Below are 23859 nucleotides of genomic sequence, written 5' to 3' on the forward strand. Positions count from 1 at the left end.
GTTAATAACACTATAATAAGACAGAGAAAGAGACCCGAAATATGTACTATTAATCAAAAAAAAAGCCATCCTAAGGATGGCTTTAATTGATACTATTAATTATTAATCATTATACACAGGGTTATTTAAAAGCTCAGATTGAGGAACTTTAAAAGTCAAACGTGGATCGTCATAATTAAAGGTTTGCTTAGGATGAGAAAGGTGATTTGATCCATAAGTAAACGACTTTTTATTACGTTTAACTGCAGCATATATCTTTCCTTCTCCCCATAGTTCAATACTCGTTTGATGTAGTATCTCGTCAACAAGTTTATCACCAGATAAACCATCTACAAAAGAAGTATCACCTAATCTAATATCAAGCATATCTTTTAGAACTTGCTTTGCATCAGCATCATTACCAAGTCTTGCATTAACTTCCGCATTTAATAAATACATTTCCTCAATACGCATAAAAACATAATCTGACTCAATAATTCTTTGTTTCAAATGGAATTTACCTGTAGCTGCATAGAATTTACCTGCGGGAATATAAGCATTATCACCGAAACTCTCAGTTTCCCCATTATTGTCAGTCACCTTGTCAAAAACAAATTGCTTCTTTCTAACGTCTTCATCTTTAATAGACTCGTAAAGCTCTTTGCTCATACCTTTGGTATCACCAACACCAGCATAACTATAAGTAAACACATCTACTTGTCCCCACCATGATACTAAATCCAAATCAGTTTGAGTAGTAATACGACCACCCCATAACCAGTTAGGATTCTCACTTGTTTTATTAAATCCTTTTAAAAGACCTTCTTTCGTAGCCAAAGGATAATTTCCACTGTCAATCAATTCTTTCGACAATCTAGCCGATTCTACCAAAGATGCAGCATCACCTTGACTTGCATAAACATAAGCAAGAATACCTTTAGTTACCATATAGTCAACAGTAATTCGATCAATTCTAGTTTCAGTTGCATTTGCAGATTCGAATAATTCCATTGATTCTTTTAGATCATTAACCATAAATTCATAAACCTCTTTTGTAGGTTTAGAAGGCTGATTAATAAGAGTTGCAGTTTTGTAGATTGGTAAAACTTTTTGGTTAGCATCATATCCAAGAGTATACATATTCACTAAATTATAATACATATAAGCACGGATTGCTTTAGCCTCAGCCAAAACTACTTTATCTTTATTAGATTCTGGAATCTTTGTACCATCTTCACCAGCAAGAGATCCAATAATTTGATTAGTACTACGAATCATAAAATAGTAGAATCTCCAAGGTTTGTAATTGGGATTTGATGCATAATTCTCCATTTCTGAGAAATTAGCAATATTCGAATACCAACCATAGATATTACTATTCAAGTTCATATCACCTGAAAGCATATCTGTATAAATATCAAAACCTTTCTGACCAAAATCATCATGCCCAGTAGTTCCTCCAGCGAATGCTTTTATATTATAAGCATAAAGTCCATATAGAGTTGCATCTTTCAAGTGAGTAGAGTAATCAGAGATTTTATCCATATCACTTTTAGAAAGATATCTTGTAGAGCTAACATCTAAAAAATCCTTAGAACATGATCCTAAAAACAAACCAGCTCCAAGCGCTAACATTATTATTTTTTTCATTTTCAACATTTTTAGGAATTAAAATTTAACTTTTACTCCACCAGTAACAGTTGTTAAAGGAGCATAAGCATATGTACTACTTGAACCGAATTCTGATATTGCAGGATTAAATCCTTTGCGTTTTGTAAACAAGAATAAATTATCTCCTGAAACAAAGAAGCTAATATCTGCAAGTCCAAGTTGTTTCACATAAGTTTTAGGAAGTGTATAACCTAAACGAATATTGTTAATGCTCAAATAATCTGCTTTTGTTAAGAAGCGTGTCGAAGTAGATGCAACATTCGCATCAGCATTACTTGATAAACGAGGAGTATCTGTAATATCTCCAGGCTTTTGCCAACGATTATCAATATCTTTATGCCAATTATTTCCACCTACTTTATCATTCCCCATTAGACCAGCATAAGTACCATCATAAGCATATCCTCCTAAACTATACAACATTTGAACTGATAATTCCCATCCTTTATATCCAGCATTTAAATTAATACCTCCTCTTAATTTTGGAATCGCTGATTTACCAACATACTGCTGAGTAGCTTCACTGTACGAATAAGTCTTCTCTTTTGTTAATTTATCCACTAAATCAGGATTTGTTGCTTTAAAATCTTCTAAAGATCCAACAAACTGCTTATTCCCAGCTGCATCAACATAAGAATAAGTGTACCATTGTGCACGACCATTCTCAGGATCAACACCTGCCCATTCTCTCATATAGAAGTCTCCTAAAGAATGTCCTACTGCGCGTCCGTAATAAGTACTAATGTCAATTGGTTTTTGCTTTCCTGTAGCAGGATCAATCGGCATACGTTTCATTTCATTCTTAATGTGTTCTCCATTGATAGATAAATCAATGAAAGCATCTTTCGTTTGTAATAAATGTCCAGTTACATTAAACTCAATACCTTGATTCGATAACAAACCATCATTAACAGTCATCATAGCGTATCCAGCTGATGGACCTACACGACGATCAAAAATCAAATCATCAGTTCTTTTATTATAGTAATCAACGTTAACGTCAAGATATTTACTTAAACTAAACTCAACTCCAACTTGGAACATCTTTGATTTTTCCCAAGTTAAATCAGCATTACCCACTTTATCTTCATAAATAGCTAATTGCCCGTTGTAATTCCAAACTTCCCATAAATTTTCTCCTGGGTGGAATGCTTCAACATCAACTCCAGCAATGCTTACATAAGACTTTTGATCTCCTGTCAAACCATAACTTGCTTTAAGCTTTAAATTGCTAAACAATGTTTGATTCTCCATAAACTTCTCACGGCTTACAACCCATGCAGCACTTACTGATCCAAAAGTACCCCATTGATCTTTCTTAAACTTAGAAGCACCATCACGTCTGATTGTTCCCGATAAGAAATACTTACCTTCGTAATCATAATTTAATTGAGCAAAGTAACTCTCAATAGTAGACTTATCTGTCCAACCAGCTGTAGGAGTACTGTTAGCAGCATTATTTAACTCTACACTATTAGGGTGAGCTAAACCATTCTTACTAATTTGATTAACTCTCATTTCATAAGAGTTATTCTCATGAGCAGCCAAAACTTCAAATCCATGACCACCAAATGCTTTCTTATAGCGAAGCATTTTTAACCAGTTATAAGTAAATAACTCATTTTTAGTCTTATAGATAGATCCTCCCATACTAGAAGCAGAACCATAGAAAACACTATTTAATAAATCTCTTGATCTATTGTAATATTGACCACCAATTGAAGTTTCAAAAGTCAAACCTTCAGCAAGGTCAACATTAAAGTTCACATTAGCATTAAGCTCATCACGTGTTGTTTTGTCTTTACCATAAATAGCATCACCTACAGCATTAGTCAAAGCACCAAAACCTCTCCCTGATCCATAATCGTATTCATATCCGCCATAGATATCTTGTCTTTTATTACCATCTGCATCTCTTAAAAACAGAGGATAAATAGAAGGAATATTCTCAGTAAACCAGAAAACACTTCCTGAATCTGATGACTGTCCAGCATTGTTACTTTCAGCATGAGTATATCCCATGTTCATTTTAACATCTAACCAATCTTTTGGTTTATGCTGTAAATTTAAACGTGCTGAAACACGCTCATAATCAGAATTTACTGAATAACCATCATCCTTTAAATACCCTAAAGACGTAAAATAAGAGCTTTTCTCTGAAGAACCACCCATTGTTAAGTTTGCTTCCGTTCTGTAAGACGCTTTAAAAGCATAGTCATTCCAATCTTCAGGATTGTATTTACGAGTAACCCCGTCTCTAATTTGTCCTGTTACAGGATCTATCAATTCAGTCCCATTTGCAACATTCCACATATTGTAACGTGCATGTATACCATAAGATTGGTTAAATAAATTTTTACCTGCCCACTCTCTAGCTTGTTGATCATCAAACTTTCCTTTAATCTTACCATAATTAGTAAGTCCCTCATAAGCATACTCCATATACTGTTCTGGCGAGGTAACTACATCATATCTTGGCAAAGCTCTCCAGTTAACACCTGTTCTTGCTTCTACTTCAATAAACGAATCTTTTCCTTTACCAGATTTCGTATTAATAATAACAACACCATTTGCTCCACGAGAACCGTAAATAGCAGTCGCTGATGCATCTTTTAATACAGTCATCGATCCAATATCAGAAGGGTTAATAGAACTAACATTTCCGAAAAAAGGAACACCATCAACAATATACAAAGGACTTCTGTTACCATTAACAGAACCAAAACCTCTAATACGAACAGTTGGCTCAGCTCCTGGCTGACCTGTAGTGTTAATTACACGTACTCCTGCTGCTTCACCAGCTAAAGCTGCTACAGCATTTGATACGTTTTTCTTTTCAATGTTCTTGTTGCTAATTTGTGTAGCAGAACCAGTAAACGATTCTTTAGTTGCTGTACCATAACCTACAACGATTACTTCGTCTAATAGATTACTTTCATCAGCTCCCATCGTTACGTTATGAACTGAGGCTGCCCCCACTTTATACTTAACGTCTTTCATACCAATAAAAGAAAAGACAAGTGTTTGTCCTTGTTTTACTTTTATCGAGTACTTACCGTCTAAATCCGTTTGTGTTCCAAACTGAGTTCCCTCAATCACAACGGATACCCCAGGAAGAGTAAGTCCATCTTCCTGTACCACTCCCGTAAGAGTTTTCTCTTGAGCAAATCCCACTTGCACCAATAACACAAGCAAGATGCTCAAAAACCAATTGTACTTTGATTTCATCTTAAAATATTGATTAGTTAGTTCAACAAAACTAACAAAATATTTATATAATAATTAAGTTTAATTCACAAAAAATTTACATAAATCAAATACAACAACAATACATAACTAAGCCTAAACGTATAAAAATAAAAACACAATAACTATTTAACACATTTGATGAAAATAAAATCAATACTACCCGTTTTTAATACATCTTACTAACAATACGTTAAAGGTTATTTTTTTTAAAAAACGCCTTTTTTTGTCAAAGCAAATGAAAAATCACCCTATATAATTGACATAAAGTAACTTCAGACCACATAAAAAATCAACAAACTTCCTTAAAACAAAAAAAGCAGTGGAATTACCACTGCTTTTTATACGAATATCTTAAAAAGAAAGTCTCTTATTTATAAGCTTGATTCTGTTCAAGTTTTGAAACATTAATCTCCTTTTGAGGAATTGGAAACGCCAAGAAAGGATTGCCAAACTCAATAGAATCTCCAATATCTTCATTAGCGATAATTTTAGGATTTGTTATCGGTAGTTTCCAACGCATTGCATCTTCAAATCCAAAACCTTCAAACATCAATTCTTTCTGACGGACATCTTTTAAATCGTCCATCGTTATAGTGCTAAAGCTTTTTGGCTTCTCAGTACCGTTCTCTTTAAACACTACGCGCTTACCTTCAATCTGGTTCATATAATCTAAAGCAACAGCTGCATCTCCATTTGACGCTCCTTGCAACTGAGCCTCAACGTAATTCAACATCACCTCTTCTACTCTCAACATGCGAATATTAGACGATCTACTTACATACTTACCTGTATTTCTAAGTGCTTCCGTATCTTTCGCACCATCTAATTTGATTACTTCTGCGCGAATATCCTCTCCATCCTTTGGATTAAATACTGTATCTACAGTAGCATAATTCCATTGAAGATCACCATACCCACCTGAAGTACCAATACTATAAATATATTGCAAACTTGCAGTAAACTGATTATCTGTTCCTGATTGAGCTAATTCAAAAAGAGAATTTGTCATAACACCTTCCGATTTATAACCATCCAAATAACCTGATCTTGGCAAAACGTCAACATTTCCTTTGTTATTAATCGCCTCTGCTGCTGACTCAATTACCACATCCAATTTACTCTTGTCAAATTGAGAAAAGAACAAAGCGATACGAGATTTCAAACCTAATGCTGCAGCATAGTTAATGCGCTCTTTCACAAGACTATTCCCTTCAGCTCCATTATCTCTACCTTCTTTCAAATAAACTATACCTTGATCTAAATCTTCAAAAATTCGCTCCATATTCTCCTTTACAGTAGCACGAGCTATTTTTTCATCAGCATTAGAAGGATCTGTTTTATAAGGTACTCCTAAAGCAGATACCCCTGCACCATTTACATACTGCTCACCATACAAACGAACCAAGTCGTAATGTGCCAACGCGCGAATTACATAACCTTGCCCTTTGTAATAATTATTAATAGCACTACCCTCTACATCTGCTCCAATAACTTTATTTGCATTCGTAATTACACGGTAAATTTGCAACCATGTATCCACGGCATATTTATGAGTTGGCAACAAAGCAAAACCCGAAACATTTCCAAAGCGCCCTGTACGGTCAGACGAATACATATAAGGAGCTCTTGCTTCTGAAAATACGATGACATCTCTACCGTAGTAGAATTCAGCTGTCATCCTTGCATATGCACCATTCACAGTTGCTTTTAACTCTTCTGTTGTTTTAATTGGCTCTGAACCATCTTTGTAATTTGATTGTTCTGAATCTAATGAACAAGCCGTAAATGTCATCGCACCTATTCCGAGAAAACCAACAACCGTCAATATTCTAAATATCTTTTTCATTGCTTTTAAAATTTAACATTTAACGTAAAAATCACAGACTTCAAAGGTGGGGTAGCCATTTCTACAAATCCTGTAGCATCTACCTCTGGATCCCATTTCAATCTTTTATCTTTCACCCAAGTGAAAGGGTTCATAGCAGATACAGCTAAGTTCACTCCATCTACACCAATGAATTTAACAGCTTCTTTCTTCAAGTTATAACCAAATGTCAATTGTCTAAGGCGAATATGATCTCCATCGTACAGCCATCTCGTACTTGGTGAAGTATAATTAGCATTACCTCCTGTAGATACACGAGGAACATCTGTAATATCACCAGGGTGCTGCCATCTATCCATCAACTCAGTAGTACCGTTATAGGTATATAGTGAACGTGAATTAACTGTATTTGTATAGGAAGCCCATCCATCGTACACAGAATAACCTGCTGCAAAAGAAAATAAAGCATCCATATAAAACCCTTTATAATCAACGTGCGTATTAACACCACCTGTTACTTTAGGAAGAGCACTTGTATTTTGGTATCGCACCTCTGCTTCGTTGTAATTTGTCGTCTTAGTACCATCTGCCTTATACCATTGTGCATTACCCGTTTGAGCATCTACACCCGCATATTCTCTTAAATACCAAGTACCATATGCTTTTCCTTCTTCAATCGCATTATAGCTTCCCAAAACTTTAACCGTTTCACCGTTTATCACAGGCATATTAGTTACCTTGTTCTTTACTGTTCCAACGTTTCCACCAATAGACCAGTTAAAGTCATCTCCTCTAAATAGATCATAATTCAGTTCTACCTCGATACCTCTATTAGTCATATCTCCAATATTCATCCATTGCGCTTCATACCCAGAAGTCATAGACAATGGACGTTGATACAATAGGTCTTTACTCTTACTTTGAAAATAAGTAAAGCTTCCCGTTAAGCGATTATTAAAGAATCCAAACTCAACTCCTGTATCGAATTTCTCTTGTTTTTCCCATCCCAAAGGTCCACCATATTGATAAGCAATAATAGCCGATTCATTGTTATATGTACCAGGCTCTAACAACTGCATATACATATTCGGATTGATAGTTGAGTTACCTGTCGTACCATAAGACCCTCTCAAACGCAATAGGCTAATTGCATGTGCACTATCCATGAAAGCCTCTGAACTAATATTCCATGCACCACCTACAGCAAAGAAATTCCCCCAACGCTCGTCTTTTGAAAATCTTGAAGAACCTTCTCTACGGAAAGTTACATCCAATAAATAGCGATTTTGGTAGTCGTAGTTTAACATTCCCAAATAGCTCAACTGTGACCAATCGTAGTAATCAGCAAATGTCGTAAAGTTAGCCGCTGCTGTTCCAAGACCTTCCATTCCTGGAGGTAATACCTCTCCTCTACCTTGTAATCTATTGAATTTATTCTTTTGGTACTCCATAACTCCTTTTACATTGAAGCGATGTGAATCCCCTAAATAAAAACGGTAGTTCAACGAGTTTTGCCAAACATAGTTAAAGATTCGCTTTTCATCTTGAGAAGCTGACCCCTTATAAGCTTTACCATCCCCGTGTATAGGATTATAATATTGAGAATAGTTTGACAAGGTATAGTCCAAACCAATACTTGACTCAAATTTTAAATCATCTAATATTTTATAACCAATAGCATTATTTGATATTACTCTTGTGATATCGTTCACTATTGAGTTGTGTTTACTCGTATATAGAGAGTTGTGTAACCCTGCAGGCGTGTCCAAGTTGTACGAACCATCTTCCGCATAAATCGGTGCCCATGGACTCATAAACATCCCTGTCAAGTTAGGGTTAGAAAAATACGCTCCCCCTTCCATAATACCATTTTGCTTAATGTTCGAAACATTAGCCCCAATGGTAATATCCAACTTTTTATTCAGATTACGCGTCATATTAAATGACCCTGTTACCTTTCTAAAGTCAGAACCAATAACTGCTCCTTCATATTTATCATGCCCTAAACTCGCATAATAAGTACCCTTTTCATCACCTCCATTTACACCTAAGCTAACAGAAGTTACTAAAGCATCTTGATTCTTAACAGCTTTACGCCAATCGTTGTTCACTGAACCATTGTTTACCCATTGCACTAATCCATCATTACCATAATCTCCTACATACCAATCCCAAACATTGTCTTTATTGAAACCCTCTTCTTTACCAAATGAATTAATATTTGCCTCTAACCACAATTCTTTCTTTTGTTCTCCTGATAAGAATTTTGGTCCTTTACGTGCAAAGTTTTGAAAACCAACACTTGTTTTCAAACTATAAGAAGGCTCTCCTCTTTTACCCTTTTTAGTAGTAATCAAAATTACTCCATTACCACCACGTGCACCATAAGCAGCAGTCGCAGCAGCATCTTTTAACACAGTCATCGATTCGATGTCGTCACTGTTAATACCAGATAAAGCTGACAAAGAAGTTCCCGTTGCAACTCCATCGCTGTCAACTGCCCCAGATAAGTTATCAGTAATAATAGGCATTCCATCTACAACGTACAAAGGCTCATTATTAGCCGACATAGAGTTGCGTCCGCGAATACGGATATTTTGTACTGCTCCAGGTGACCCAGATGTAGAAGCAATTTGCAAACCAGCTACACGTCCTTGAAGCGCTTGATCAACTGATGCTACAGGTGTTTGACTTATAACTTCCCCCTTCACTGCTACCACATTACCTGTGATTTCGTTTTTAGCTTTAGTTTGTCCATACGCCATAACAACAACTTCCTCTAATTCTTCTCCTGCAGCGACCATATGTACATTATAAAATGAAGCTGCCCCCACTTTATACTTAACATCTTTCATACCGATAAAAGAAAAGATTAACGTCTGGCCTGGTTTTACACTGATAGAATATTTACCATTCAAATCAGTTTGAGTACCCTCTTGGGTCCCTTCAATAATAACAGTAACTCCTGGTAGAGAAAGGCCATCCTCTACTACGGTTCCTGTCAAAGTTTTTTGTTGAGCAAAACCCACTTGAAAGAAAAACAAGCAGAGTATACTCAAAATCCATTTGTACTTTGATCTCATATTTAAATTGAATTAGTTTTTGAGGAAGAGTACAAGAAAAAATCGTGCTAAAAATTCAACAAAACTGAAACTTTAACACAGAAAGACATATATACAATTACACATATCAAACATATTTTATTAAAAACACAAAAACACAGGCAAAAAACAATACTTATAATCCTTAAAATACCATCTGTAAATCACAATAAATGTAAATATTCAAAACACTGTTAAATTTTAATATCTACACTAACTCCAGTGAATGTTCTCTGGAAAAATGCCTAAAAGAAGAATAGACACAGTGGGAAATCACAAGAAAAACCTACTAAACCCAAACCAACTTGGTTGAAACAAAAAAAGAGTCACAACAAATGTTGTGACTCTTCTCTATCTAATAATATCAATTGTCTTATTTCAATTCTGAACTAAAGTCAACTTCTTTATTTGGTGTTCTCCAAGTCCATTTATGTGAACTTTGAGCGTCAATCTTACCTGCTAATGAAGCTGGATAGTTTCCACCTTCTTTACCTTCAAGTCGATTGATATCTAAATTCCATCGCTTCATATCAAACCAGTCAAAACCTTCACCCCATAGTTCGATTCCTCTGTATTTCACGATTTCTTTAAACATCTCATCACCTGATTTATCACAAGTGTAAGCTTCATCTCTACCTGAATTTTTAGTCAATTCAACTAATATCTTTGCAGCTTCACTATCATTACCCAAGAAATGTTCAGCTTCAGCCTCAATTAAATACATTTCAGAAACTCTAAAATGATTCAAGTGACCAACACCTGGCATATCATTAGCTTTGATCTTAAACTGCATATAAGCAGCTACCGTTGCAGCAGGGTTAAGATCGCGGAATTTATCTCTTGCTAACTTATCCATCTCTGAACCGTTTTCAGTCACACCTGAATCAAGAGCGTACACTCCATCTACAAGTACACCTTTATCATTATATGTGTTAAATGGAGTTGGATCTAAGAATAACTCTCTACGAATATCAGTTTCTGGAATAGTTTCATAAAGCTCTTTAGCCATTCGTTTTGGATAACTACGAACAGCAGTAGCTGATGAGTTATACGCCATATACGCTTGGTATGAGAAATAGAATAATTGCTCATCAGAAGCACCATGACTACTCCAAATCCACTCTTGATTAGGATTTGCAAAACCTTCTTGGTATTGCTTTACAGTCATCAATGGATACTCCTCTTTCACTAAAGAAGCGTACTTCTTAGCTGTGTCGTAATCCTTCTTAGCTAAAGCAGCTCTTGCGAAAATAGCTTTCGCAACAGTACCATCAATCAAGTGATTCTCACCACGACGATCGTAATTACTCTCATCGAATAAGCTAATCGCGCTTTCTAAGTCAGCATAAATCTGCGTGTAAATATCAGCTAAAGGAGATAAAGGTAATTCTGCAGGTTGATTCTCCGATGTACGAAGTACTAAACACGCTTGACTTCCATTATTCGAATCATCCCATCTATAACCATAGATTTGAGATAACATCGTATAACTATAAGCTCTATATGCCAAAGCTTGAGCTTTTAAGTATTGTCTTTCATCTTTAGTTCCTTCAGCACTATCTACATGCTCAATAATAGTATTTGCATCTGCAATTATTTTATAATAATAATGCCATGGATAATAATCGTAAACCGAAGAAACATTATCATAAAAGTTTCCAACGATTAGATTTTTCCAACCAGGTAAGTTTACACGGAAATTCTGTCCCATGTATTCCCCATAATACATCTTAATCGTTCCTTCACCATTAAATCCTTGACTACCCACATGCTGAGTAACCATCAATTTTGCTAAACCATTAACAGCTATTTTAATACCTTTTGTGTCCTTAAGTAAAGTTTCTGGAGAAACTTCATCTGTAGGATAAGTATCCAAATAGTCTGAACTACAAGCACCACTTAAAGCAATAGCAGCAACAAGTACAAAGTATTTTATATTTTTAAATTTCATTTTCGTTAATTTTAGAATGCAACATTAATACCAAATGTATATGTACGAGGAGTAACATAAGCATCATACAGAATACCATTGTAAGTTTGTTGTGGATTCATTCCTTTGCGTTTTGTAAAAGTTAAAACGTTTTCAACTCCTGCAGTAAAACGCAATCCGTTAATCCCCATCTTCTCCATAGTTTCTTTCGGCATCTCATAGCTCAATGAAATATTCTTGAACACTAAATAAGAAGCGTCTTTCAACCATCTATCAGAATAAGTTCCACTTGTATAGCTTGATCTATCAAAATCCATTACTGGAGTTCCATTAGGATCAATTCTGTTAGGAGATGTTTCTGTCATTCCTTCAGGAGCACCAGTCCAAGATCCTAAAATATCTTTGTGTAAAGCTGATGGATTTGATGTAACATTCATTAAACCTGAATATGAAGTATCGTAAACTTTCCCACCAATACTATACGTAAACAAAGCAGATAAAGAGAAGTTTTTATAGCTTAATGAAGTATTAAAACTACCATTTACTTTAGGCAATGCACTACCAGACCAATCTCTACGCGCATAAGTTGTATAAGTAGTGTAATATTTGTCTCCAATTTGAGCTAAATATTGATCTTCAACTTGTTTTTTACCAGCTTCTCCTGTTGCAGTGTACACATCTGTATCTAATTCATACAAAGCATTTCCTGTCATTTGATCTACACCAGCATACTGATATAAGTAAAATTCAAATACACTCTTACCTTCTGCAATTTTTTGGTAGTCATTTCTAACAATTCCAGCCTCTCTATTTTCTGCTGGTAAAGAAGCAACTTTATTCTTTAACCAAGTTGCGTTAGCACCAAAGTTCCATCTTAAATCGTGATTGTTGATGATATCGATATCAAAAGCAACCTCAATACCTTTATTAGTAATAACACCAACGTTTCTTGTGATTAATGCCTCAGCACTTCCAGTAGATGTACTTCCAGTAGAAAGTGGCAAGTTAAAGTCGATCAATAAGTTTTGTGAACGCTTGTCAAAATACTCCACACTCAAATTCATGCGGTTAAACAATCTTGTTTCTACAGCTGCTCCAAATGAAGAAGAAGTTTCCCACTTAAGATCTTTATTTCCATTTTGCGATCTATAAGCACCTGGTTTACCACCATTCTTAACAATCGCATACAAATCTTGATATGCATACCAATCAACACCTTGATCGTTACCTACTTCACCATACGAAGCACGAACTTTAAGATTGTCAATTACGCTTGATTGGAACCAATTTTCGTTAGAGATGATATAGCTACCTCCAACAGACCAGAAGTTACCCCATCTGTTATCTTTGTGGAATTTAGATGACCCATCGCGACGGAAAGATCCTTCTACGAAATACTTATTATCATAGTTATACTTCACACGAGAGAAGTAACCTTCTGTACGGTAAACATCTGTATAATCTAATAAGTTTGTTGTTTCACTAAAGTTTACGAAATCAGGTAATCCTGCGAAAGTCTCTCCTGATTTGATAGCGTATAATGTACTTCTTTCCGTACTGTAATTTTCGTGTCCTAATAAAACTTGAAGATTGTGATTTCCTAAATCTTTGTTCCAGTTCAACAATTGTTGCGCTGTATACGTTTTATATCTTCTAATATCACGACGTCCACGTCCAATTGTTCCTGAACCATCACCGATAATAGCATTCTCATATTTGCGATCTTCAGCGTTACTTGTATTTAAATCCCCTCTAATAGAGAAAGTAAAATCTTCTAAAAACTTAATATCTGCAAATACTTGAGCATTCATGGTATTTCGAATTGTTTCCATTGAATTCAATTCGTTCTCCCAAATATTGTGTCTACCTTTAAACTGATTTCTTGTTTTAGTACCATCGTCATAAACTCTGTTTCCACTTTCATCTCTTACAAATGAACCATCTGCATTATGCAAGTGAACAGGGTAAATAGGCGCAATGTTACGAGCGAACATAAATGGGTTTGTAAAGTTGTTAGTATTGTCTCTATCCGCTGGAACACCATTCGATACTTGATGAGATCCAGAGATATTTGCTCCAACTTTTAACCAATCGTTTACGTTATAATCTGCATTTAACCTTCCAGTAAAACGTTTGAAATCAGATTTTTTAAAGTATCCTTCGTTGTTTAAGAATCCTGTAGAAAAGTATGCTCCTCCTTTTTCGTTAGCAATTCTACCATTCATATTAATATCTTGGAAATACCCCGTTCTTTCAATTGGTTTGTACCAATCTAAATCACTTTTGTATCCTTCTAATATTTGAGCATCTGATCTTAATTGACCATTTTCAAACAATTGATCTGCAGGCTTGTCGTAAATATTCAAACCTAAGAAGTCTTTAATCAATCCACTATTTGCTAAAGCCGTAGCTTCATCAAAAGATTTTCCTCCTGTTAAAAGACTGTTTCTATAACCTTCATACATTACATTCATGAAGTCATCTGGTCCGATGCGATCGTAATCTTTAATACCACGTGTATAAACACCTTGTTTCATATCCACGTTAAAAGATACACCAGCTTTAGAACCTTTCTTAGTAGTAATCATAATTACCCCATTAGATGCTCTATTACCATATAACGTTGTAGAAGATGCATCTTTCAAAACAGACATACTTTCAATATCCGCAGGGTTAATATCAGAAATATTACCACCATAAGGAACCCCATCTACTACGTATAAAGGTGCGTTAGCATCAACTCCTTTTACTTCTCCTTTCAAAGATGTAAAACCACGAATACGAACCTCTGGCTCAGAACCAGGCTGACCTGAAGTATTATTCACTTGAATACCAGCAGATGCACCTTCTAAAGCTGAAACAGCATTTGAAGAAGATCGCTTAGTAATATCATCTGACTTTACAACCGAAATAGCCCCTGTTACAGATTCTTTAGTTGCAGTACCATAGGCAACAACAACTACTTCCTCTAACATTCCGTCGTCATAAGTCATTTCTACATTATAAGTCGTAGCATTTCCTACTGTGTATGATTTGTTATTCATACCGATAAAAGAAAACTCAAGAACATCTCCAGGCTTTACTTGGATGGAATATTTTCCGTCCAAATCCGTTTGTGTTCCTTCTTGAGTCCCTTTAATAATAACAGACACTCCTGGTAGAGTCATACCCCCCTCAGAGACAACTCCTGTCAATGTCTTTACTTGAGCAAAAGAAATTTGCACAAATAGCACCATAAATAGCGCTAAAGTCCATTTAAACTTTGATATCATTATTAAATTGAATTAGTTAGTTCACAAACTTAAAAAAGTAATCTAAAAACTAACAAACCCTCATAGTTATTAACATCAAGACCGTTTTCAATTATCAAACTATTAATATAAAATACTTAAAACTTCTAAATTATTATATAAAAAACATCTCTACATAAGAATAAATAAACATTTGTAATTCGCAAAAAGTGATATTATCACAAACAAAATAAAAAAACGAGAATACTTTTAACTAAAAAAACTTTCCATAAACCCGATTTACCTTAAACAAAACTTAATTTTAACATTACACTAACCTAATAAAATCTTCATATGCCTCAATCTCTTTCTATCTTTGTTTCACAAACCTTTTATAAAATGTTACTAAAAAATTATTCAGGATTAATCTTAGAAGCGGGTACTGATGAAGCAGGTAGAGGATGTATTGCTGGTCCTGTAACGGCTGCTGCAGTAATCCTACCAGAAGATTTTGAAAACGAATTTGTTAATGACTCAAAGAAAATTACAGCGAAACTCAGGTATTCACTAAGACAAGTGATTGAAGAAAAGGCATTGACGTATAAGGTTACTCACATATATGAGGATACAATTGAAGAAATCAACATCCTGCATGCTTCTATCTTAGCTATGCAGCAATCTGTCTTAGCTCTGACACCCAAACCTGAATTTCTCATTATTGACGGAAATAAATTTACACCCATTCCCGAATTGCCCTATGAATGCATTGTCAAAGGCGATATGAAATACCTTAGCCTCGCAGCTGCCTCTATCTTAGCTAAAACATATAGAGATGACTATATGGATCAAATTCACGAGGAATTTCCCATGTACAATTGGAAGAAAAACAAAGGATACCCTACAAAAGAACACAGAGAAGCCATAGCAAAATTTGGACCTTGTAAGTATCACAGAAAGTCATTCAAACTGCTTCCCGATCAATTAAAACTTGATTTTTAACGAACAATCCCAATACAGATGCTCCACGAGCATCTTTTTTTATATAAAATTTAGTGCTTATCAAGACAACTTATTCCTTAAATCCACTTTGAAACAATCCTCTCACATTGGCTATTTCGGAGGAATTGATAGCATAGCAGTCACAGGGTGATCGCATAGTGGTCGCATACTTTTGCGCATAAAGTATGCGACCACTATGCGATCATATACCGACCACCCCCTAAAATCCCTGTCTCGTCCTAATATAGCTGTACAGTTATTGTTTATAATCCTGCTTTTAACTGTACATTTGGTTTTATACTCCTATTGCAACGATACAAGTTCGTGTCGCTTGTTTTTTTCTTCTATTGCTTTTTCTTTCTCTTTTAGCTATTTAAAACAGTAAAGTTTTTCACAATGGTTCAGCCTTTCTTATCACAACAAAAAAGAGGTAACCACTACACAGTGATTACCTCTCAGTTTGTATTTTAAATCGCTTCAGTAGAACTTAAGCAAAAATCTTATTTACCGCGTTAATCGTATAATCTAAATCTTCATAAGTCAGCGCATCAGTAATAAACCACGTTTCATAAGAAGATGGAGCAATATAGACACCTTCTGCAAGTAAGCCGTGGAAAAACTTGTTAAAAGTATCATTGTGACCATACCCTGCGGTATCAAAATCAACGACTTCTCTTTTGTCGAAAAATACTGATATCATTGACCCTACGCGATTAATTGTATGATCTACGTGATTAGCTTCTAACACACGACGAAGACCTTTCTCTAAATAAGCAGTTTTCTCCTCTAAGCGAGAGAACAATTCTAAATCTTTCTCGATTTCCTGCAACATAGTTAAACCAGCTGCCATTGCTAATGGATTACCAGATAGCGTACCAGCTTGATAAACAGGGCCAACTGGAGCTAAGTAATTCATGATTTCAGCACGACCTGCAAAAGCTCCTACAGGCAATCCTCCTCCAATCACTTTTCCAAAAGTAACTAAATCGGCATTTACCTTAAACAATTCTTGAGCTCCACCTCTTGCAAGCCTAAATCCAGTCATAACCTCATCAAAGATAAGCAATGCTCCAAACTCATCACACAGTGCTCTTAAACCTTCTAAAAAGCCCTTTTTCGGAGGCACACAACCCATATTCCCCGCTACAGGTTCTACGATAATCGCAGCTACTTCCTCTTTGTTTGCTTCCAAAATAGCACGTACGTTTGCTAAATCATTGTAAATAGCAAGTAAAGTGTCTTTGGCTGTTCCCTGCGTAACACCAGGACTATTAGGCGATCCAAAAGTCACTGCTCCACTTCCTGCCGAAATCAAGAATGAATCTGAATGCCCGTGATAACATCCCTTAAATTTGATTATCTTCTCTCTACTCGTAAAACCACGAGCTAAGCGAATCGCACTCATACAAGCTTCTGTACCAGAATTTACAAATCGTATCTTGTCGATATTAGGTACCATTGACACTGCTAATTCAGCTATTTTCGTTTCAATCTCAGTAGGCATACCAAATGAAGTCCCTAATTTTGCTTTTTCAATCACAGCATTAACTACTGGCTCATAAGCATGTCCCAAAATCATAGGCCCCCATGAGTTGATATAATCAATCAAGCGATTCCCATCTTCATCATACAAGTAAGCCCCTTTCGCTTTCTTTACAAAAATCGGTGTACCTCCAACAGATTTAAAAGCTCTTACAGGCGAATTAACACCACCGGGAATTACTTTCTCAGCTTCAGCAAATAACTGACTACTTCTTTGATACAACATAATTATTTTATTTTTAAGATTTGACCAATTGACAAAGCTGTTCCTGACATCTTATTCATTTTTTGAAGTTCAGAAACAGTCATATTATATTTTTTGGAGATAGAATACAATGTATCTCCTTTCTTAACTACATGACTTTTTTTGCTACTTGTAGTTACTTTTGTTTGAGGGATAACAGGCTGCGTTTCTACATAAGTATCTTCGTAAACGCCACTTTGCAATCCCATAATATCCATCATTTCCTTATCGTAATCACTCAGTGAATAACGCTCTATAAGGCTAATTAATTTATCTGCATACTTTGGATCTGTAGCGTATCCAGCTTTCTTTAATCCTCTTGCCCATCCCTTATAATCGTCTTTAGGCAGTGTAAACAAATCGCTGTATCGACTTCTCCCTACCAAAAACATAGAGTGATCTCGATATGATTCGGTTGGTGAGTCGTACTTTCTAAAACATTCATCAGGTGCATCATCTGTATGTCGTACAGAAGGTCCTTCCCATCCTTTATGACACTTAATACCAAAGTGATTATTGGCATTGCGGCTAAGTGTTCCCTGTCCTGAACCAGACTCTAAAACGCCTTGAGCTAAAGTAATACTCGCCGGGATACCGTGATTCACCATATTATCTTGTGCAATACCTTTGTAAGTCAGAATATAATTTTGAATTAGATCAGTAGTGACAACGACAGAAGACGTCGCGTCTAACACTTGCGATTGATCGCTATTACTTGTTACGCGTTTGTACTCCGTTGTTTTCGTCTGTTTATGTTCCTCTTTTTTGCGCAAATCAGCTCTGTATTGTTCCTTAGAAACAAGCTCTTTTGTGCGTACTTTCTTCCCAGATAGAGTACTCCTCTTTGAACCACAACTTACAAGCAAAAGAATGCTTGTTAACAATAAAACCTTTTTCAACATATATTACTTATTCACCTTTTATAATATCATTCCAACCTTGCAACCCACCAGAATGGATGAGCAGTATTTTGCTATTTTCGGGAAATTTGTCTTGCTCAATCATTTTGAGTACGCCAAATAGCATCTTCCCATTATAGATCGGATCAAACAATACTCCTGTCTTTTTCTCTATATTCAACAAGAAATCAATTAACTCCTGAGTTACTTTGCCATAGCCCCCAAAGTGATAATCTAAAATGAGATCCCAATTTGTCCTATTTGTATACTTTCTAATTTCATCAAACAGAAAGTCACCCTTGAGAGCAGGAAAACCCAAAACTTGTTGTCGTTCAGTAGAGGCATTGATAATTCCCGCTACTGTACCTCCAGTACCTGCCGCACAACAAATATAATCAAAGACTTTGTCTTCCTCTTTTAATATTTCCTCTGTACCTCTAATAGCCAACTCATTTGTCCCTCCTTCGGGCACCAAATAAAAGTCGCCATACACTTGTTTAAGGTAATTGACAAAGGACAGATCACTCTTCTCTCTATACTGCGTTCGCGTTACAAACTCAAACAACATTCCATCTTGCTCCGCTTTAAATAGCGTAGGGTTATCCTTGTACTTAGTCTTGAGCTCCTCTCCTCTTATCACTCCTATTGTCTGTAATCCTAAAATACGTCCAGCAGCAGCTGTTGCAGCAATATGATTCGAATAGGCTCCTCCAAAAGTTAAAAGTTTGCTATATCCTAACCGCTTTGCTTCAGCTATATTGTATTTTAATTTGCGAAATTTATTACCCGATACTTCTGGGTGCAATAAGTCTTCCCGCTTAACAATTAGTTGAATCCCCTTGGAGAGATTTAACAGCAATTCTTCATTATACACCTTTTCTTTCTCAAACATATTTCAGAAAATAAAACCCAAACTAAATATACAATATATAGAAATTTAACGCTTACACACGCTTTAAAATTGCCATTACCCAAACTTTAAATCTAAAGTAATGTTAAATACGAAATATTAAAGGTGTTTTATTATTAATTTCAAGGGTATCAATCCGATATAAGAATAGAAATAAAACAAATTATTATTATCTTACAGCCAAGAAATTAAACATTGCGATTAAATGTCACAACTACGGCAAAAGTAAAAAATACTCTGCATTATGTGATGTCTTAGTCCATATAATTATCAAAACTAAACAAAACTATTGTAATGACATTTCAAGAACTTATAAAACAAGGTATTCCAAGTGAATTACCTCAACCAAAAACTTATGACATTAGTGTAAATCACGCACCAAAGAGAAAGGAAATCTTGAGCAATGAAGAGAGCGTATTAGCGCTAAAAAATGCTTTGAGATACTTTGATAGCAAGCACCACGCTACACTAATTCCCGAGTTTAAAGAAGAACTTGAAAAATATGGTCGAATTTACATGTATCGATTTCGACCTGACTATAAGATGTACGCTCGTCCTATTGAGGAATACCCAGGTAACTCCCTACAGGCAAGAGCTATCATGTTAATGATACAGAACAACCTTGACTATGCAGTAGCCCAACATCCACATGAGTTAATTACCTATGGTGGTAATGGAGCTGTATTTTCAAACTGGGCACAGTATCTTCTGACGATGAAATACTTGTCAGAAATGACAGATGAACAGACCTTAGTTATGTACTCAGGTCACCCTATGGGACTATTCCCTTCTCATAAAAACGCTCCAAGAGTAGTCGTTACAAACGGTATGATGATCCCTAATTATTCTAAACCAGATGATTGGGAAAAGTTTAATGCCTTAGGTGTAACACAATACGGACAAATGACTGCAGGAAGTTATATGTACATAGGTCCACAGGGTATTGTACACGGAACGACGATTACTGTGTTGAATGGCGGTAGAAAAATCTCTAAGAATGGAGAGGGATTAGCGGGAAAACTATTTGTTACTTCAGGATTAGGAGGTATGAGTGGAGCACAACCAAAAGCGGGAAATATTGCGGGGTGCATTACAGTTTGTGCTGAAGTTAACCCAAAAGCTGTGCATACAAGACATTCTCAAGGATGGGTAGACGAAGTGATTACTGATATAAACGAATTGGTTGTACGCGTTAAAAAAGCGCAACAGAACAAAGAAGTTGTTTCTATTGCCTATCAAGGAAATGTCGTGGATATATGGGAAGAATTTGATAAACAAAATTTATACATTGACTTAGGATCAGATCAAACATCATTACACAACCCTTGGGCTGGAGGATACTACCCTGTAGGAGTGTCATTTGAAGATGCTAATGACCTTATGGCTAATAATCCTTCTCGATTTAAAGAATTAGTACAAGAATCACTGAGACGACAAGCTACTGCTATCAATAAACACACGGCAAAAGGCACCTACTTTTTTGACTATGGAAATGCATTCTTACTCGAGGCATCAAGAGCAGGGGCTGATGTGATGGCACCAAATAATATTGATTTTAAATACCCAAGTTACGTACAAGATATTATGGGTCCAATGTGTTTTGATTACGGATTTGGTCCATTTAGATGGGTTTGTACTTCTGGTAAACCAGAGGACTTAGCCAAGACAGATGAGATTGCTTGTGAGGTATTAGAGGAGATGATAAAAAACTCTCCAAAAGAAATACAACAACAAATGGCTGATAATATCCGTTGGATAAAAGGAGCTCAAGAGAATAAATTAGTTGTCGGTTCGCAAGCACGTATCTTATATGCAGACGCAGAAGGGCGAATTAACATTGCTAAAGCGTTTAATGACGCTATCAAAGCGGGCAAAATAGGACCTGTTGTTCTCGGTAGAGACCATCACGATGTATCAGGTACAGATTCCCCATATAGAGAAACCTCAAATATCTATGATGGATCAAAGTTTACAGCTGATATGGCGATACACAATGTGATTGGCGATAGCTTTAGAGGTGCTACATGGGTATCTATTCACAATGGTGGCGGTGTAGGCTGGGGAGAAGTGATTAATGGTGGATTTGGCATGTTACTTGATGGTACAGTCGAAGCGCAAAAAAGATTAGAGTCAATGTTGTTTTGGGATGTAAATAATGGAATCGCTCGTAGAAGTTGGGCTCGCAATGACGAGGCTATATTTGCAATTAAACGTGCGATGGAAGTTGAACCTTTATTAAAAGTGACTATTCCAAATCTTGTTGACGAAAGTTTATTAAAGTAAACAACTAAAAAAACGTTAGATATGAAATTGATTAAGTTTATTCCCATTGCATTTGCTTTGCTTTTGACTGCTGCCTGTAGCAGTGTCAGAGTAAACACAGATTACGATAAGTCAGCTAACTTTACAGCTTACAAAACTTATGCTTTCTTAAAAGAAGGTGTCGATGCTGCACAAATTAATGACATAGACAAAAAGCGTATCTTAAATTCAATTGATGCTGAATTAACTGCAAAAGGTTTTGTTAAGTCGAATGACAATCCTGATTTTGTAATCAGTATTTTCACTTTAGCAACTAAAAACGTAAATGTCACTCACAGTAATTACTATAGCCCATGGGGTTATTATGGATATGGACCTTATTGGGGACCGCAAAACACAAATATTTCTACTCATATAGAAGGTACTTTATACATCGATATATTTGATACTAAAAACAAGAGCTTAGTTTGGCAAGGAACCGGAATAGGATTGATTACGCCAAATCAAAAATCAGAAAAAAAAGAGGAGAGAATTAAAGAGTTTGCTCAAAAAGTCTTATCTACTTTTCCTCCTACAAAATAAGAAGGTATTAAAAAGCACGTTGTAAATTCACAACGTGCTTTTTTTATTAGTTTACTTATTTACTCAAAAGTTTACGACTTTCTAATTTCTTATACTCTTTTGGGAATGTCAAAGTTTTGAAATAGTCCTTAGAAAATTGCACTGTCTTACGGTTATCTTTAAACTCAAGGGATAGATTAGCTCTTGATTCTGTCACGTCATACGACATCATAGATTGTACTCTACCATCGTAAATCACCCCTGCAAAAGTATTAATGACATTAAGTGATACAAAACCATTATGATCAATAAAATCACGAAGGAGAACACTAAACTTCTTAATATCATTTGTATTCATTGTCTCTTGGTGATCTGAAGAAACGATAAGTCCCTGTAAGTCAATTTCCAACATTTCATTCTCACCAGGATAAATTGCTACCTCAGGATTCTCTTCTTGAATGATCACTTTCCAAATTCTCGCTATTGCACCTGATACAACAGTATTACCTTCAACGGCAAAATCTTCACTTACTACATCAATGAAATAAGTTGCAAAAGTAATTACTTCACCTTCAGATGTCGTAGTCTTATTCAATTTTACAAGATCTACATCATCAGCACCTTTTATCGTTTCGGCATACAAGAGTGTACGGTTGGCATCAATCTTATAAACTTTATTATTAATGTAAATAGTATTCGGCTCCCCTTTAGGTCGTTCTTTGACTTCTACTCCAACAGTTCTGGACATCTTATAGCCATCTTTGGTTGCTACAAACTTAAACTTACCAGATTGATTAGCAGTCCATTTAACACCTTCGACTTGTGAGCCATTTTGATCTTTAATAGTTACATTACTCAATATATCGTTTCCTGCCTTGGCACTGAAAGTCACCGTTTCTCCAACGTAAATACTACTTTTGTCCACTGTCAAATCAATAGCTTGAATATTGTCACTTACTACTCTAATTGTCACATTTTCACTCTGATCATAACCGCTTTTTCTTGCAAATACATTATACACTCCTTCTTCTTTAAACTGATATGGATTAGATATCTGTTGTTCTCTCATATATAACTTAGCATCTTTAATTGCTATGTTATTAGCAGTAACTGTAAAGTAAACCTTTTCTCCTACCTTTACTTCATAAGCGTTTACTTCAACAAATAACTTCGCATTTTCACGTTCATCTGAGTCACTATCTTTAGAACAGGTCCATAGAAAAAAGCTACTAATACCAAGTAGGAATAACATTAAAATTTTTTTCATCTTTATATATAATTTGGTTCTTCTCTCTATATAAATTTAAACATTTTCAAACTATTATAATTTTACTTTTCAAAGCATATGTGACATATTGTATCATTATCTAAATTCTAAACCCAATAGAAATGCTTACTCGTACTGCTTTCTTTGAATTTTTAAATTAATCAAACATTGGTAAAAGAAAATGTAAAAT

The 23859-nt window shown here is 35.5% G+C and carries 13 protein-coding genes; 3 read left to right on the plus strand and 10 right to left on the minus strand.

Annotated features, from left to right (window positions below):
* Positions 1–102 precede the first annotated feature (102 nt).
* The 6 genes from GOQ24_RS06445 to GOQ24_RS06470 form a co-directional block, all read right to left on the minus strand.
* Positions 103–1629 carry a RagB/SusD family nutrient uptake outer membrane protein gene (locus GOQ24_RS06445; RefSeq protein WP_160339334.1) on the minus strand — a complete coding sequence of 509 codons (1527 nt, stop codon included), beginning with the start codon at positions 1627–1629 and terminating at the stop codon, positions 103–105.
* Between the two features lie 18 nt (positions 1630–1647).
* Positions 1648–4878, minus strand: a complete 3231-nt coding sequence (locus GOQ24_RS06450) for a SusC/RagA family TonB-linked outer membrane protein (protein WP_160339335.1) — start codon at positions 4876–4878, stop codon at positions 1648–1650.
* A 388-nt stretch (positions 4879–5266) separates the two neighbouring features.
* On the minus strand, positions 5267–6745 hold the full coding sequence (locus GOQ24_RS06455) for a RagB/SusD family nutrient uptake outer membrane protein (protein ID WP_160339336.1): 1479 nt from the start codon (positions 6743–6745) through the stop codon (positions 5267–5269).
* Between the two features lie 5 nt (positions 6746–6750).
* Positions 6751–9807, minus strand: coding sequence for a SusC/RagA family TonB-linked outer membrane protein (locus tag GOQ24_RS06460; RefSeq protein WP_160339337.1), 3057 nt, complete (start codon positions 9805–9807; stop codon positions 6751–6753).
* A gap of 391 nt (positions 9808–10198) precedes the next feature.
* The gene (locus tag GOQ24_RS06465; protein ID WP_155092802.1) at positions 10199–11776 is read right to left on the minus strand and encodes a RagB/SusD family nutrient uptake outer membrane protein; all 1578 of its coding nucleotides are present in this window, start codon (positions 11774–11776) and stop codon (positions 10199–10201) included.
* A gap of 11 nt (positions 11777–11787) precedes the next feature.
* Positions 11788–15027, minus strand: coding sequence for a SusC/RagA family TonB-linked outer membrane protein (locus tag GOQ24_RS06470; RefSeq protein ID WP_160339338.1), 3240 nt, complete (start codon positions 15025–15027; stop codon positions 11788–11790).
* Between the two features lie 357 nt (positions 15028–15384).
* Between GOQ24_RS06470 and GOQ24_RS06475 the strand changes: the two genes are divergently transcribed.
* Complete coding sequence (locus tag GOQ24_RS06475; protein WP_155092800.1) at positions 15385–15984, plus strand: ribonuclease HII; 600 nt, start codon at positions 15385–15387, stop codon at positions 15982–15984.
* Between the two features lie 487 nt (positions 15985–16471).
* Here GOQ24_RS06475 and hemL read toward each other — a convergent pair whose 3' ends face one another.
* From hemL to GOQ24_RS06490, 3 genes are read right to left on the minus strand one after another with little or no spacing between them, the layout of a single operon-like run.
* Complete coding sequence (hemL, locus tag GOQ24_RS06480) at positions 16472–17752, minus strand: glutamate-1-semialdehyde 2,1-aminomutase (protein ID WP_155092799.1); 1281 nt, start codon at positions 17750–17752, stop codon at positions 16472–16474.
* A gap of 2 nt (positions 17753–17754) precedes the next feature.
* Positions 17755–18672, minus strand: coding sequence for a glucosaminidase domain-containing protein (locus GOQ24_RS06485; protein WP_160339339.1), 918 nt, complete (start codon positions 18670–18672; stop codon positions 17755–17757).
* Positions 18673–18679: 7 nt separating this feature from the next.
* On the minus strand, positions 18680–19561 hold the full coding sequence (locus tag GOQ24_RS06490; protein ID WP_160339340.1) for a 1-aminocyclopropane-1-carboxylate deaminase/D-cysteine desulfhydrase: 882 nt from the start codon (positions 19559–19561) through the stop codon (positions 18680–18682).
* Between the two features lie 312 nt (positions 19562–19873).
* Here GOQ24_RS06490 and GOQ24_RS06495 point away from each other — a divergent pair, with 312 nt between their 5' ends.
* Both GOQ24_RS06495 and GOQ24_RS06500 read left to right on the plus strand, forming a co-directional pair.
* Positions 19874–21862 (plus strand): urocanate hydratase, encoded by a 1989-nt coding sequence (locus GOQ24_RS06495; RefSeq protein ID WP_160339341.1) that lies wholly within the window; start codon positions 19874–19876, stop codon positions 21860–21862.
* Between the two features lie 21 nt (positions 21863–21883).
* Positions 21884–22423 carry a DUF4136 domain-containing protein gene (locus tag GOQ24_RS06500; protein ID WP_160339342.1) on the plus strand — a complete coding sequence of 180 codons (540 nt, stop codon included), beginning with the start codon at positions 21884–21886 and terminating at the stop codon, positions 22421–22423.
* Positions 22424–22478: 55 nt separating this feature from the next.
* On the opposite strand, the gene GOQ24_RS06505 is transcribed toward GOQ24_RS06500, so the two are convergent.
* Positions 22479–23669 (minus strand): hypothetical protein, encoded by a 1191-nt coding sequence (locus GOQ24_RS06505; RefSeq protein ID WP_160339343.1) that lies wholly within the window; start codon positions 23667–23669, stop codon positions 22479–22481.
* Positions 23670–23859: the final 190 nt, after the last annotated feature.

Origin of the sequence: Myroides sp. LoEW2-1 (assembly GCF_009767705.1) — a bacterium.
GTDB lineage: Bacteria > Bacteroidota > Bacteroidia > Flavobacteriales > Flavobacteriaceae > Flavobacterium > Flavobacterium album_A.